A 15424-nucleotide genomic window follows, 5' to 3' on the forward strand; every position below is an offset into this window, starting at 1 on the left:
CCAAGCGGGCATACCCATGGAGAAGCCCCTGACCCAACACATTGTCCCCGGACGCGCACCGCTCTCACTCAAAGAGTACGAAAAAGTGGGCGGCTACCAGTCCGTGCGCAAGATCCTCAAAGAAATGTCACCTGCCGACGTGCAGACTCTGGTCAAAGACTCGGATCTGCGCGGACGCGGCGGAGCGGGCTTCAACACCGGCCTAAAATGGAGCTTCGTGCCGATGGGACCCGAAGCGGCCAAGCCCAAATACCTCGTGGCAAACGCCGATGAAATGGAGCCCGGTACTTTCAAGGACCGTGTGCTTCTAGAAGGCAATCCGCACCAGTTGATAGAAGGAATGATTGTGGCATCTTATGCCATCGAAGCCAGCATTTCATACATTTTCATGCGTTGGGCTTACAAGGTGGCGGCACGGGAAATCATCAAGGCACTCGACGAAGCCTACGAAGCGGGTTATCTGGGGGAAAATATTCTGGGTTCAAGCTTCAGTCTGGACATGCACCTGCATACGGGCGTGGGCCGGTATATGTGCGGAGAAGAAACGGCCTTGCTCAATGCCCTTGAAGGCAAGCGGGCGAACCCACGCGCCAAGCCGCCTTTCCCACAGGTGAGCGGTTTGTTTGGCAAGCCAACCATAGTCAACAATGTGGAGACGCTTTGCTGTCTGCCGCACATCATCAACAACGGAGCAGAATGGTTTAAAAGTTTGAGCAAGACCGGAGACGCCGGTACCAAACTCTACGGCATTAGCGGTCGCGTGAAAAAGCCCGGTTGCTGGGAGCTGCCGATGGGCACGACCATCCGCGAACTGATTGAAGAGCACGGCGGCGGCATGCAGGACGGTTACCTGTTCAAAGGCCTTTTGCCGGGTGGCGCTTCCACGGATTTTTTGGTGGAAGAGCACATGGATGTGCCCATGGATTATACCGCCATACAGGCAGCCGGCAGTCGCATGGGTACAGGCACGATGATAATCCTTGATGACCAGACCTGCCCGGTCGGTTTCGTACACAACCTGCAGCATTTCTTTGCGCAGGAGTCCTGCGGTTTCTGTACGCCTTGCCGCGAAGGCTTGCCTTGGGTAGAAAAAATCCTCTTGGCCATCGACCGTGGTGAAGGCAAACCAGAACACCTCCTCACACTCGATTTTCATACCAAATACCTCGGCCCCGGCAACACGTTTTGTGCCCTTGCCCCCGGCGCCATGGAACCCCTACAGAGCGCTCTGAAATACTTCAGAGAAGATTTCGAACGACACATTCACGAACAACACTGTCCTTGGAGCAAAGCAAAAGTATGGCAACCATCTATATAGACGACAAACCCTACGAAGTACCTACAGGCAAAAACCTGTTGGAAGCCTGCCTCACCCTGGGCAAGGACCTTCCCTACTTTTGCTGGCATCCGGCCATGGGTTCCATCGGTGCCTGCAGGCAGTGCGCCGTGAAAGTATACAAGGACGAAAACGACACCAAAGGCAAACTCTTTATGTCGTGCATGGAACAGGTGAGGGACGGCATGCGGTTGTCCATCGCCGACATGGAAGCCAAGGAGTTTCGGGCGCACGTGATTGGCTGGCTCATGACCAACCACCCGCACGACTGCGCCGTTTGCGACGAAGGCGGCTCCTGCCACCTGCAGGACATGACGGTAATGACCGGCCACAATTACCGCGCGTACCGCTTCGACAAGCGCACCTATGTCAACCAGTACCTCGGACCTTTCATCAACCACGAAATGAACCGCTGCATACAGTGCTACCGCTGTGTGCGCTACTATAAAGACTATGCCGGCGGCAAAGACCTCGACGTGTTCGCCGCCCACAACCATTTGTATTTTGGCCGCCACGAAGATGGTGTATTGGAGAGTGAATTCAGCGGCAATCTGGTGGAAGTCTGCCCAACCGGCGTATTCACCGACAAGACCCTGAAACAGCACTATACCCGTAAATGGGACCTGACGATGGCCCCTTCCGTTTGCCACCACTGCAGCCTTGGTTGCAACATATCGGCAGGTGAACGCTACGGTACTTTGCGCAACATCACCAACCGATATAACGGCGAAGTGAACGGCTACTTCCTCTGCGACCGGGGCCGCTTCGGCTACGAGCACGTGAACCACGTCGGCAGAATCCGCAAGCCCTTGGTGCGTGCGCAACTGCCCGAAGCCACAGACAAATTAACTGCATTACAAGCTGCGGCAGCGGCTTTCAGAACCGGCAGCGTTATAGGCATTGGTTCGCCACGGGCTTCGCTGGAATCGAACTTTATGCTCAAGACCCTAGTCGGAGACGACAACTTCCACCACGGCGTATCGGATGCCGAGCATGATTTGGTGGACTTAGCGCTGAAGATTTTGAAAGAAGGCGCTGCTCGTACCCCATCGCTGCGGGAAGTGGAACAGGCTGATGCCGTGTTTATTTTAGGCGAGGATTTAATCAACACCGCCCCTATGCTGGCACTAGCTGTACGGCAATCGGTGCGCAGGCAACCCTCCCTCGAACACATCTCCAAAGCCAACATACCGGTATGGCAAGACGCTGCCGTGCGCGAATTAATGCAGGATGAAATGGGCCCACTCTTCATCGCCACCATCCACGATACCAAGCTCGACGAAATCGCCACCCATACCTACAACGATTCACCGGACGCCATCGCGCGACTGGGTTTTGCCGTGGCCAATTTTATCCATGCTAACTTCCCGGAAGTACCCGGACTCAATGAAGATGAAATACAGCTAGCGCGACAAATTGCTGATACACTGATGGCGGCAAAAAAACCACTCGTGATTTCAGGCACGCACTGCGGCAGCGAACGGGTACTCATGGCTACAGCCAACATTACCAATGCGCTGGCGGCGAAAGAAAAAGAAGCGGGCATTGTGCTCACCCTGCCAGAATGCAACAGCATGGGCTTGGCCATGCTCGGCGGACACAGACTGGAGTCGGCATTCGGAGCGGTGCTCAATGGCTATGCCGATACCGTCATCATCTTAGAAAACGACCTCTACCGACGAGCCAACGCAGGTATGGTAACCAACTTCCTGAAAACCGCCAAGAACGTGATTGTGCTGGACCATCTGCACAATGCCACCACCGAAGAAGCGGACATCTTACTCGCAGCCGGCACCTTTGCTGAAGCCGATGGTACCTTAATCAACAACGAAGGCCGGGCACAGCGCTTCTTTCAGGTATACCCGACAGGAGAAGACCTGCAGGAAAGCTGGCGCTGGCTCGGTGAATTGGGCACTTTGCTAGCCCACGACCAAATCAGTCACTGGCACGGCTTTGACGACGTGTTGCAGGCTATGGTGAAAGAAATGCCGGAGTTTAAAGGTGTAGACGCCGTCGCGCCGGGCACCGACTTCCGCATTGCCGGGCAGAAAATACCGCGGGCACCGCACCGTTTCAGCGGCCGTACTGCCATGCTGGCCAACATTAACGTGAACGAACCGAAGCCGCCAGTGGACCCAGACGCACCGCTTTCCTATACCATGGAAGGCTACCGCGGACAGCCACCATCATCGATGATTCCCTTCTTCTGGGCACCGGGCTGGAACTCGGCGCAGGCCACCAACAAATACCAACAGGAAGTTGGCGGCCACCTCAAAGGCGGCGACCCGGGCTTGCGCTTACTCAAACCGGACACCAGCCATACGGCCCCCTACACCCAGACCGTACCGCAGAAATTCCAGCCGCTGGAAGGCCACCTGTACATGCTGCCGCTTTATCACATTTTCGGTTCCGAAGAGCTTAGCATGCACTCCCCGCCCATTGTAGAGCGGGCGCCGGAGCCTTATGTGTTACTCAACGAAGAAGACGCCATCCAGATGAAGCTGCAGATGGGTGAGAATCTGAGCTTCACCATCGAAGGACAAGTCTACCAAGTGCCCGTGAAAATTAGTCCGCTGATACGCAGCGGCACGGCGGGCATGCCGGCGGGACTGCCCGGTATACCTTATGCTGAATTGCCTGCGTGGGCCATACTTAACCGAGAACTCAAATGGAAACAGCAACCCCAAACTACTTACTGATTATCGGCGGCGTGCTCTTCGTCATGCTCAACGTGGCGGCACTGCTTATTTGGGTTGAGCGACGCGGTCTGGCTTTGCTGCAGGACCGCTATGGACCAAACCGCGCGGGGCCTTTCGGCTTGCTGATTGTGGCCGCCGACTCCATCAAGCTGTTCTTCAAACAGGACTGGATTCCGCCTTTCGCCGATAAGCCCGTGTTCATTCTAGCCCCGGCCATTGTGGTGGTCACCGTGCTGATGTCCTTCGTCGTGATTCCCTTCGCGCCGGGCATTGTCGTGGCAGACCTGAACATTGGTTTGTTGTTCTTTCTGGCGATGTCCTCCATGGGTGCTTACAGTATCATACTCGGTGGCTGGGCCTCGAATAACAAGTACAGTTTGCTGGGTGCCATGCGTGGCGCTGCGCAGATGATTTCCTATGAAGTGTTCATGGGGCTTTCGCTGATGGGTGTGGTGATCATGGCTGGCTCGTTCAACTTAAGTACCATTGTGGAAGCGCAACGGGGCATGTGGTTTGTGGTTCCGCAAATCATTGGCTTCGTCATCTTCTTCATCGCAGGTATAGCCGAAACCCACCGCCTGCCTTTTGACGTGCCGGAAGCGGAAAGTGAGCTCGTAGCCGGATTCCACTCCGAGTACTCGGGTATGAAATTCGGTATGTTCTTCATCGGCGAATACATGGGCATCACGCTCATCTCCTGCATGATGGTCGTCCTGTTTTTTGGCGGCTGGCTCGGCCCGGATTTCCTACCGCCCATCGTCTGGTTCATCCTCAAGACAGCTTTCTTCCTAGGTATTTTTATCCTGTTACGTGCTTCCATGCCACGGCCTAGGTATGACCAACTGATGGAGTACGGCTGGAAGTATTTGCTGCCGCTAACACTGTTGAATCTGGTGGTGACGGCGGGGGTGTTGTTGTGGTTGAATGATGGGTTTGAAGGAGTTTAGGAGTTGGGGAGTTTGAGAGTTTAGGAGTTAGATAGTTGGGAAGCAAAACCTGTAGGGACAGGTCGCGACCTGTCCGAGTCGTGCACAGATATTGGCTGTTTACAAATGATAAAATATCCTACCACTACTAGCCCAAGGTGGGGAAATTTCGGGAATAAACAACCCACCCCTGCCCCTCCCAAGAGGGGAATTCTCGTGCAGGAAAGTCCCCCTTTGAAGGGGGCAGGGGGATGACAATCGTGCACGAGCTCCTTCCCCTGTTTTTAGGGGAAGGTTGGCATGGGGTAAATCCGCCATGCAACAGCTGTAGATACCAACACAAAAGCGGATTACAAATCCGCAAATACATAGGTTCCGGATTGCAAATCCGAAACAGCGAATGATGATGACAATAACAACGATAAACGAAAGGAGCACTTATGTTTAGTTTATTGCGCAGTATGTGGCTCACGTTTCTGCATGCGTTTCATAAGCGGGAAACCATTCAGTATCCGGAGCAAAAGGCCATTCTTCCGACACGTTGGCGGGGCCGCATTGTGTTGTCGCGCGACCCGGACGGGGGCGAACGCTGCGTGGCCTGCAACCTCTGTGCCGCTGCCTGCCCCGTGGACTGCATTGCCCTGCAGGCAACCGAAGACCCGACTGGCCGACGCTATCCCGAGTTCTTCCGCATTAACTTTTCGCGCTGCATTTTCTGCGGTTTTTGCGAAGACGCTTGCCCGACTTACGCCATCCAACTCATACCTGATTTTGAGATGGGCGAGTACAACCGCCAGAACCTCGTGTATGAAAAGGATGATCTCCTCATCAACGGGCAGGGCAAGTACCACGGCTACAATTACTACAAGGTAGCGGGTCTGGCCATTGGCGGAAAAGGCAAGGGTGAAGCCGAGAATGAATCGCCTCCAGTTGACATCAAAAGTTTACTCCCCTAGCCTATGGAACTGACATTTTATATAGCCGCAGCTGTCGCCGTGCTGGCCACCATCATGGTCATCACGCGCTACAACATGATTCATGCCCTGCTCTACCTCGTGGTGTCTTTTCTGGCCGTCGCGGTGGTGTTCCTGACCATGGGTGCTCCCTTTATGGCCGCGCTCGAAGTCATCGTATACGCCGGGGCCATTGTGGTACTTATCATCTTCGTGATTATGATGTTGAGCCTCACCCGCGAAGATGTGGAACAGGAAAAAGCTTGGCTCCAGCCCAAACTCTGGATGGGTCCTGCCCTCCTCTCGTTTGTCTTGCTCGCCGAACTGGTATACCTGTTGGTCATCGCCGAAATGCCCGCCGCCCCTGCCGTTGCCGGTAGTTACGTCGACGCTCGTGCCGTGGGACTTGCCTTGTATGGACCTTATGTATTGGGCGTGCAGCTATCCGGTATCCTCCTGATGGCGGGTATCGTCGGGGCGTACCACTTAGGTCGCCAGAAGAAGAAAGTCATTCATCGCTTCCTACAGGAAAAGGAACCGCAAAAGGAAAGGAGCGCCGCCATATGACGACAATCCCTATGGAGACCGGATTGTTGCTGGCGGGTGTGCTCTTCATGCTAGGGCTCATCAGTGTGATGATTCGCCGCAACATCATATTCATGCTCATTTCGGTGGAGATTATGCTCAATGCCGCCGGCTTGGCCTTTATTGTGGCGGGAAGTCACTGGGCGCAGCCAGACGGACAGATTATGTTCATCTTCATCCTCACGATGGCCGCCGCAGAAGTGTCGGTTGGTCTGGCCCTGATACTGCAGATTCATCACCAGCTGAAGACGCTCAACAGCGACGCGGCTAACTTTATGAGAGGATAACGCTATGGAAGAATTACTCTGGTTAATCCCCGCCCTGCCTTTTGCCGGCGCCCTCTTGCTGGTACTGCTCGGCAACCGCATCTCGCGTGCGCTGGTCTCGGCCATCGGGGTCGGGAGTGTGGGTATTTCCGCCGCCATCACGCTTGTGCTAGGTATAGAATATCTCACCTCGCGACCGTCCTTTATCCGGCAGGAAGTCTGGCAGTGGTTTGATGTAGCAGGCTTCAGTCCCTCCATCGCTTTCCACCTCGACGCCCTCTCGATGGTCTTCATATTCGTCATCACTTTCGTCGGGTTTCTGATTCATATCTACTCCACCGAGTACATGGCCGAAGACAAGGATTACGCCCGCTTCTTTGCCTGCATGAACCTCTTCGTGGGCTCCATGCTGATGCTCGTGATGGCCGATAACTTGCTCCTGCTATATTTGGGTTGGGAAGGCGTGGGCCTCTGCTCCTACCTGCTCATCGGTTTCTGGTACAAGGAGCCCGCCAACGGCTATGCCGCCCGTAAAGCCTTCATCATTACCCGTGTCGGTGACACGGCCATAGCCATCGGGTTGTTCATGCTCTTCCAGCAATTCGGCACCTTGCACATCCAAAGCATTTCCACGGAAGCGGTACAGGTATGGACTATTGGCAATGAAACGGCAGTCATCATTGCTTTTCTGTTGTTAGGCGGTGCGGTCGGCAAATCGGGTCAGTTGCCACTGCAGACGTGGTTGCCTGACGCGATGGCGGGTCCGACGCCGGTGAGTGCGCTCATACACGCCGCTACCATGGTGACGGCCGGTGTATACCTGATTGCCCGTATGCACGTGGTGTTTGAACTGGCTCCTGCGGCCATGATGGCTGTGGCGGTGATTGGCGCTATCACGCTATTGATTGCCGGTTTTGCCGCCCTCACGCAATACGACATCAAACGGGTACTCGCCTACTCTACCATTAGTCAGGTGGGTTATATGTTTCTGGCCTTGGGCGTGGGTGCTTGGTCGGCCGGTGTGTTCCACTTCATGATTCACGGCTTCTTCAAAGCGCTCCTTTTCCTCTGTGCCGGAGCGATTATTCTGGCACTGCACCACGAACAGGACATGCGCAAAATGGGCGGTCTAAGCAAGAAACTGCCGGTCGTGTTCTATACCTTTCTGATAGGCGCTGCCTCGCTGGCTGCCTTCCCGCTGGTGTCGGCGGGCTTCTACAGCAAGGACCAGATTTTGTGGCTGCAACTGGCCGGCGAGAACGGCAACATTTGGCTATACCTGGCCGGTTTGCTGGGCGCTTTCATCACTTCCATCTATACCTTCCGGATGGTCTTTCTGACCTTTTATGGCGAAGAGAAAACGCATGTCGGTCACAAACCGACTTGGGCGATTACAGTACCACTCATCGTACTTGCGGTGCTGTCTTTTGCGGGTGGTTTCATTGAGCTGCCGCACAATTTCGGCCACGTCGTACTGTTCTCCGACTTCCTGGCGCCTATCCTGCCCGCCGTGAGTATAGTCCCGGATTTTACCCAATATGAATGGATGTTGCAGCTACTGGCGGCGGTGATTTCGCTGGGCGGTATTTTCATCGCCTACCTCTTCTACTACAAAAAACCGGAGCTTATCGACAGCATCCATCGCTCCGAATTTGCCATGGCGGTTCATCGCTTCTGGCATTCGGGCTGGGGCTTCGACCAATTATATGACGCGCTCTTTGTGCGGCCTTATGTATACCTGTCGAAGGTGAATAAAAGTGACTTCATCGATTCCTTCTATACCTTCCTTGCCGACGCAACGCAAGGGCTACACGATCTCTTTTCTCGTAGCCAGACCGGCATCATGCGCAATTACGTGGCGGGTATAGTGGTCGGAGCGATTATGATTCTAACCATAAGTCTACTGCTATGATACTGGTCTGGCTAATTGTGATTCTGATGGTCGGCGGCGTGCTGGCTTGGATTTCCGGTAAAGTAAACCGCGCCCTGTCACGCTGGGTGGCACTGGGTTCAGTGTTGGCCGTGTTCGGGTTGACGCTATACCTGTGGTTGAGCAATCCGGTACCTGTGTTGGGCTCGGCTTGGCTAATACAATTCACCCAGCCATGGATTCCGCAATGGGGTATCAGTTTTAGTCTGGCGATTGATGGACTAAGCCTGCTCATGCTGCTGCTCACCTTTTTTATCGGGCTGCTGGCCGTGCTCATTTCGTGGCGGGAGATTCAGACCAAAGTTGCTTTCTTCCATTTTAACCTACTGTGGGTATTGGCAGGTATAACGGGCGTATTCCTCACGATGGACCTCTTCCTGTTTTACTTTTTCTGGGAAGTCATGCTCATACCGATGTACTTTCTCATCGGTATTTGGGGACACGAAAATCGCCGCTATGCCGCCTTTAAATTCTTCATCTTCACGCAGGCTTCCGGTTTGCTCATGCTGCTGGCCATACTCGGGCTGTACTTCATTCACGGCAACCAAACCGGTGTCTATACCTTCAGCTATTTCGAACTGCTAAACACTACGCTGGCACCTGAAGCGGCACGCCTCCTAATGTTCGGTTTCTTAGCCGCATTCTTAGTAAAATTGCCGGTGGTACCTTTCCACTCTTGGCTACCCGACGCACACTCCGAAGCCCCAACGGCGGGTAGTGTGATTCTGGCGGGACTGCTGCTTAAAACAGGTGCTTACGGTTTGCTTCGTTTCGTGCTGCCGCTCTTCCCGACGGCCACCGTGGAGTTCGCGCCCTGGGCCATGCTGCTCGGTGTAATCGGCATCATTTACGGAGCGATTCTCGCTTTCTCACAGACCGACCTGAAGCGACTGGTGGCCTATACCAGTGTGAGCCACATGGGCTTTGTGATACTGGGCGTATTTGCCTTTAACGAGTGGGCGCTGCAGGGCGTGGTCATGCAGATGATTACGCACGGATTGAGCACAGGGGCCCTTTTCATCATCGCCGGCTTCCTTTACGAGCGCCTCCATACCCGCGACATTCGGCAGATGGGCGGCTTCTGGTCCACGGCTCCCAAAATGGGGGTTATCGCGCTCATCTTCGTCATGGCCTCGCTCGGCCTTCCCGGACTCGGCAACTTCATCGCGGAATTCCTGACCTTGGTCGGCTCTTGGCAGGCCAACAACTGGCTGACGGTTTTCGCTACCATCGGTCTGGTGATGGCCACCATCTACTCGCTGCGCATCATGCAGAAAATCTTCTTCGAAGCCAATCACATGGAGCAAGCACTGCCCGACCTTAACGCTCGCGAAATGCTGATAGCTATACCTATGGTAGCCATGATTCTGTGGTTGGGCCTGTACCCGCAATCCGTGCTCGACACGGCACGCCCAAGCATTCAGGAGCAACTGCAGGCCTATACCGAAACACCTTTGGAACATGAGCACGTTGCCGAAGTAGCTGCTCCAGAAACGGAGACCTCGGTGGTTAATGATGTGGAATGGAAACCATCTTCAAATTTCCAAATTTCCACTTCTCCAAACCCATCCACCTCCAAAGCTTCAACTCCCCTCATCATTAAATCTTCAAATTAAAAAGATATGACCCTGACTGATTTCCAACACCTCATGCCACTGCTCATCCTCACCTTTGCGGTGCTGGTGTCCATGCTGGTGATTGCCGTGGGGCGCAATCATAAAATCATGTATGTGATTACGGCAGTATCTTTCTTGGCAGCTTTTGCCTCGCTATTTGAGCTGCGGGATGTGGGTCGCTATACCATCGAGCCACTGCTGGTCGTGGATGGATTTGGCGTCTTTTACATCGGTATGATGCTACTTGCAGCCCTGCTCATCAGCATGCTGTCCTATGCCTATTTCGAACAAAGGGAAGAGCGCAAAGAAGAGTATTACATGCTGCTGCTTTTGGCTACTATCGGTGCCTGCGTACTGGTCATTAGCAAGCATTTTGCCTCGCTGTTTTTAGGTATAGAAATCCTGAGTGTGTCGCTTTATGCTCTCATCGCCTACCTGCGCACCCGAGAGCGCTCTAACGAAGCGGGTATAAAATACCTCATTCTGGCAGCTTTCTCTTCGGCTTTCCTGCTCTTCGGAATGGCGCTCGTCTACGCCAGCACCGGCACCATGGAGTTTGCAGGTATAGCTGCGGCCATTGCCAATTTCACGGAACTACCGCTGCTACTCCTAACAGGCTTCGGTCTGATGATAGTTGGTATTGGCTTTAAGTTGAGCGTCGTGCCATTCCACATGTGGGCCCCGGATGTGTATGAAGGTGCGCCGGCTCCGGTGACAGCATTCATCGCCACGGTATCCAAAGGCGGGGTGCTGGGTGTGCTAATTCGTTTTTTCATGGAAGTCGATGGTTTCCGTTACCCGACACTCGTGCTGATTTTCACCATCGTGGCCATTGCCTCCATGTTAGCTGGCAATCTGCTGGCCCTGCTGCAGCGCAACGTCAAACGCATACTGGCTTACTCTTCCATCGCGCACCTCGGCTACTTATTGGTGGCCTTTCTGGCCGGCAACCAAATGGGTGTGGAAGCGGTAACTTTTTACCTTGTGGCTTACTTCATCACGACTGTGGGTGCCTTCGGGGTGGTGGCCATGCTATCGGACAAGGAGCGCGACGCAGAACAGCTCGAAGACTACCGCGCCCTGCTCTGGCGCAGGCCTTGGACCGCAGCTGTCTTCACTGCTATGCTACTCTCGCTGGCAGGTATACCGCTCACGGCTGGCTTTGTAGGAAAGTTCTACATTCTGGCGGCAGGCGTGAACACGCAGTTGTGGCTGCTGGTGGTCATGCTGGCGCTCAATAGTGTGATTGGTCTGTTCTACTACATTCGCATTGTTGCCGTCATGTTCCAACAACCTGAAGCCGAAGCTGAGATTCAGCCACGCGGCAGATTGCGACCTTCCATTTATGTAGCAAGCGTGGGGACGCTCACTGTGCTGGCTTTGCTGCTGGTTTACATTGGGGTGTACCCATCGGGGCTGCTGCAGATTATACAGGGACTGCTAGTGACGTCTACTGCTCCATAGTTAGGCGCTCAAACATCATCACACAAAGCCTTTCTAAAAAGAAAGGCTTTGTTTTTTTAAATGGCCGGACGCTAAACTCACAATTCTACTGGAAAAGCTATCATATTAAGACTCATGAAACAGTTGCACCATGATTATAATAATTTTTGACATCAAATAAACATCACCAACAATCGATATAATTAAAATTAATATTCACTTATTCATAAATAATCTCGTAATTAAAAGATAAAAGACAAAAACTTTTACCGCTTATCACTACCCTCAAAATTCGCCCAGCGACAACAATTAGCTACAAAGACGATATGAATGCCAAGAAAAAAAATGGCTTCCGGATAATACCATATCGTCTGGAACATGAACAAGCTCTCTTGGAAATAGAGCGCCAGTCGCCACAGGGCTTTATGGTGAAGCTGGAAATTTTGCGTGATCATTTCCTGAGCCGGGCAGCCTTGTTTGATGACTACGCCGCTTACGTGGTTCTTGGTCCTGACGATCAAGTTCTGGCCGGAGGTGTAGGTGCACAGGTTCCCATGCTGATAAACGGAGAGTTGCATCAGACAGGCTTCGGATTTGATGTGCTGGTCGACCCAGCCGTACGGAACAGAGGCATTGGCCGCGACCTAGCAACCTGTGTTCGGAAACGTTTTTTTGAGCCTAAAGGGTTAAAGCCTCAGTTCACCACGCTGCGGGCGGGCAACCTGACTATGCTGCATTTACTTTCCAAATCCTATCGCGACACCTACCTATATGAATTTTTATATCTAACTTTTCCAACAGCCCGTACCCTGCGTGTAGAGAATACTGCTATTGGCGAGCCTATCTTTGGTGCTTCACTTCTTTCTGACAGCGAAAATCTGAATAACTACCACGAGGTGACAGAAAGTGGGATTGGCTTGTGGCACACGCATCAAGTGTTCCAGCTCAAGGTAAAGTCCGTGAGCCCGGTATTAAGCGGTGGCTTGTGGCTTGGTAACCGGTTTATCCGAACAAACAAGTATGTGCCACTGGTAGGATCTGTGCTAAAGACGACAACCATTTTTAACCTGACCCAAGACAATATCCATACTTTGCCGGAGGTGTCGCTACAACTTTACCAACAGGGCATCAACTACATGCAGATTTGCTGCCAGCCCAACGATGCCGTATACCATGCCCTGCAGAAAAGCGCTCTTAATGCCTTCAGTCACTACATAGTAAGCACGCAAGAACTTAATCCTGATGAGCCGCTCAAGCTCGACGTCCGCTGTCTGTGACAATTCCCCTATCTTTGTCGGCAAAACCACACGCTGCCAACCCCATGAAACTGTTTCTGTTGCCCTTTCTTTTGATGCTCACCTTTTGCCAAATCGCCTTAGGACACCAGCAGCCGGATAGCACCCGCGTCACATTCCGGGTGCACGCTCCCACGCTACCAGATTCGCAGCGCATATACCTGAGCGGCGGCACTTCAGCGCTCGGCAATTGGCAACCTGATAAAGTGGCTTTGCAATATGTTGATGTTCAGGTATGGGAAAAGACGCTATACCTGAAAGAGAAGTCGGTACAATATAAATTCACGCTCGGCTCTTGGGACACAGAGGCCACCGACGACCAAGGCAAGCCGCTGCCGAATTTCAATCTGCAAATCAAGGGAGATACCACAGTGCAGCACGAGCTCCACCATTGGTTAGCGAAGACCAGCAAACCGATTGAAGGCGGTATTACCGGCACAGTAACCTACCACCACAATCTAAGCACCGACAGCCTGAAACCCCGAGACTTGATTGTGTGGTTGCCACCGGGCTACGCAAAGGGCAACAAACGATACCCGGTGCTGTACATGCACGACGGACAAAATGTGTTCGACCCGGCCACTAGCTCTTTCGGCGTGGACTGGCGCATCGACGAAACAGCCGACAGCCTGATCCGCAGCAAACAGATAAAACCCGCCATCATCGTCGGTATTTACAACACTTCGGATCGCATGGAAGAATATGTGCCGGGGCCCAAAGGAAATGCCTACATGGATTTTGTGGTAAACACCGTGAAGCCGCTTATTGACCAGACCTACCGCACCAAGTCAGGTTCCAAGCATACCTTAACCGGAGGCTCTTCAGCCGGTGGTATCATGGCCTTTATGCTGGCATGGGAACACCCAGATGTGTTTAGCAAGGCCATCTGTATGTCGCCCGCCTTCAAGATCATGCACATCGATTATGTGAAAGAGGTACAGACCTATACGGGTAAAAAGAAGAAGCTTAAATTCTACATCGACAATGGGGGTGTTGACTTGGAAGCCCGTCTACAACCGGGAATAGACGAGATGCTGCAGGTCCTGAAGGCGCAAGGCTATCGTGAGGGCAAAGACTACTTGTGGGTATTGGATGAAAAGGCACAGCACAATGAAGCAGCATGGGCTATGCGCATGCCAAAGGCACTAAGGTTTTTGCTAGGTAAATAAGGCTGAAAAGCCAATTTGCTATCCCTGAAATAAATATTAATAAACCTATATATTAGACAATCCTCCTGCTGGTTTAATCTTAGGCTTTATTTCCACTCTAATCCTACCTTAAATGGTGTATAAAGGCAATTTATGACCTAGTAAAAATCTGTAAAGGTCATTTTTTAATCTAAATACATCCCAATCCCGTGGCATCCTATTGCATTTTTCCTTACCTTGATACACAATTCAATTACAATTTTCGGGTTTTAGATACAGGTAAAAAGAAAGGAGCAAGCTATGGGACAGAAGTTTTTAAAGTACGGATGGATATTAGTGGCACCGCTAATGATTTTACAATTAAGCGGTGAGAATACCCTCAAGTTGAATGCCACGCCAAACGAGGGCAACGACAGGACATTTGAAACCAACAGGCAGATGTTCAGCTCTCCCGCCCTGCCTGATGCTATTACATTTGCAGGCGAGCCCGTGCCCCTTCATATGCCCGATGTAGCCGAACGCCTCGACCGAGAACTGCTAGCCAACTCCTACCTGCACACCAGCACCCTGCTAGCCCTTAAGCGTATGCAGCGCTACGTGCCTGAAATAAAGCAAATGCTCAAGGAAAACGACATTCCCGAGGACTTTGTATACCTCGCACTCGCCGAAAGCTTGCTGAGTCACGTCACCTCTCCAGCCGGTGCCTCCGGATTCTGGCAGCTAATGCCTGACACCGCCCGCGGTTATGGCATGGTGGTGAACGGTGAAATAGACGAGCGCTATCATATTCAGAAATCCACACTGGCGGCCTGCCGCTACCTCAAAACCGCCAAAGCAAAGTTTGGTACATGGACCGATGCCGCCGCCTCTTACAACCGCGGTATGGCGGGTATAGAGCGTGCCATGAAACAGCAGGGCGTAAGCAATTACTACGACCTCTACCTAAACGACGAGACTTCCCGCTACATGTTCCGCATTCTGGCTTTGAAGGAGATTCTGGGCAATCCTCAGAAATATGGATTCAACTTAGCTGAGGAACATGGCTACAAGCCGCTGCCAACCAAGCCACTCACCGTCAGCAAAACTATAACCGACCTTCCGGCTTTTGCATTGGAGCAAGGCATCAACTACAAAACATTGCGCCTCTATAACCCTTGGATCAGAGGGTATAAGCTGACGGTACCTGAAGGTAAGGAGTACGTGCTAGAGTTACCAATGTAATTTTCA

At 52.7% G+C, this 15424-nt stretch carries 12 protein-coding genes; all 12 read left to right on the forward strand.

Going from position 1 to position 15424, the window contains the following annotated elements; genetic code table 11:
* The first annotated feature begins 16 nt into the window (after positions 1-16).
* The 12 genes from nuoF to Q1A04_RS01850 all read left to right on the forward strand — a co-directional run bounded on the left by nuoF (position 17) and on the right by Q1A04_RS01850 (position 15418).
* A complete protein-coding gene (gene nuoF, locus Q1A04_RS01795) occupies positions 17-1318 on the forward strand; it encodes an NADH-quinone oxidoreductase subunit NuoF (protein ID WP_299700348.1) in 1302 nt (433 codons plus the stop codon).
* Complete coding sequence (gene nuoG, locus Q1A04_RS01800) at positions 1300-4035, forward strand: NADH-quinone oxidoreductase subunit NuoG (protein ID WP_299700350.1); 2736 nt, start codon at positions 1300-1302, stop codon at positions 4033-4035. The genes nuoF and nuoG overlap by 19 nt, the downstream gene beginning before the upstream one ends.
* Entirely contained in the window at positions 4005-4982 is a 978-nt protein-coding gene (gene nuoH, locus Q1A04_RS01805; protein WP_299700352.1) for an NADH-quinone oxidoreductase subunit NuoH, read from the forward strand. Before nuoG ends, nuoH begins: the two co-directional genes overlap by 31 nt.
* A 419-nt stretch (positions 4983-5401) precedes the next feature.
* Entirely contained in the window at positions 5402-5917 is a 516-nt protein-coding gene (gene nuoI, locus Q1A04_RS01810) for an NADH-quinone oxidoreductase subunit NuoI (protein ID WP_299700354.1), read from the forward strand.
* Positions 5918-5920: 3 nt separating this feature from the next.
* Positions 5921-6481 (forward strand): NADH-quinone oxidoreductase subunit J, encoded by a 561-nt coding sequence (gene nuoJ / locus Q1A04_RS01815; protein WP_299700356.1) that lies wholly within the window; start codon positions 5921-5923, stop codon positions 6479-6481.
* A complete protein-coding gene (gene nuoK, locus Q1A04_RS01820; protein WP_299700359.1) occupies positions 6478-6786 on the forward strand; it encodes an NADH-quinone oxidoreductase subunit NuoK in 309 nt (102 codons plus the stop codon). The genes nuoJ and nuoK overlap by 4 nt, the downstream gene beginning before the upstream one ends.
* 4 nt (positions 6787-6790) lie before the next feature.
* Positions 6791-8677: an NADH-quinone oxidoreductase subunit L gene (nuoL, locus tag Q1A04_RS01825; RefSeq protein WP_299700362.1), complete on the forward strand. Its 1887-nt coding sequence runs from the start codon at positions 6791-6793 to the stop codon at positions 8675-8677.
* The gene (gene nuoM / locus Q1A04_RS01830) at positions 8674-10311 is read left to right on the forward strand and encodes an NADH-quinone oxidoreductase subunit M (protein WP_299700365.1); all 1638 of its coding nucleotides are present in this window, start codon (positions 8674-8676) and stop codon (positions 10309-10311) included. The genes nuoL and nuoM overlap by 4 nt, the downstream gene beginning before the upstream one ends.
* 6 nt (positions 10312-10317) lie before the next feature.
* A complete protein-coding gene (locus tag Q1A04_RS01835) occupies positions 10318-11775 on the forward strand; it encodes an NADH-quinone oxidoreductase subunit N (protein ID WP_299700368.1) in 1458 nt (485 codons plus the stop codon).
* 305 nt (positions 11776-12080) lie between these two features.
* Positions 12081-13031, forward strand: coding sequence for a GNAT family N-acetyltransferase (locus Q1A04_RS01840; RefSeq protein WP_299700371.1), 951 nt, complete (start codon positions 12081-12083; stop codon positions 13029-13031).
* A gap of 44 nt (positions 13032-13075) precedes the next feature.
* Positions 13076-14218: an alpha/beta hydrolase-fold protein gene (locus Q1A04_RS01845; protein WP_299700374.1), complete on the forward strand. Its 1143-nt coding sequence runs from the start codon at positions 13076-13078 to the stop codon at positions 14216-14218.
* A gap of 327 nt (positions 14219-14545) precedes the next feature.
* On the forward strand, positions 14546-15418 hold the full coding sequence (locus Q1A04_RS01850) for a lytic transglycosylase domain-containing protein (protein ID WP_299700377.1): 873 nt from the start codon (positions 14546-14548) through the stop codon (positions 15416-15418).
* Positions 15419-15424 lie beyond the last annotated feature (6 nt).

The sequence above is a fragment of the uncultured Pontibacter sp. genome, assembly GCF_947499215.1.
In the GTDB taxonomy this organism is placed as follows: Bacteria; Bacteroidota; Bacteroidia; order Cytophagales; family Hymenobacteraceae; genus Pontibacter.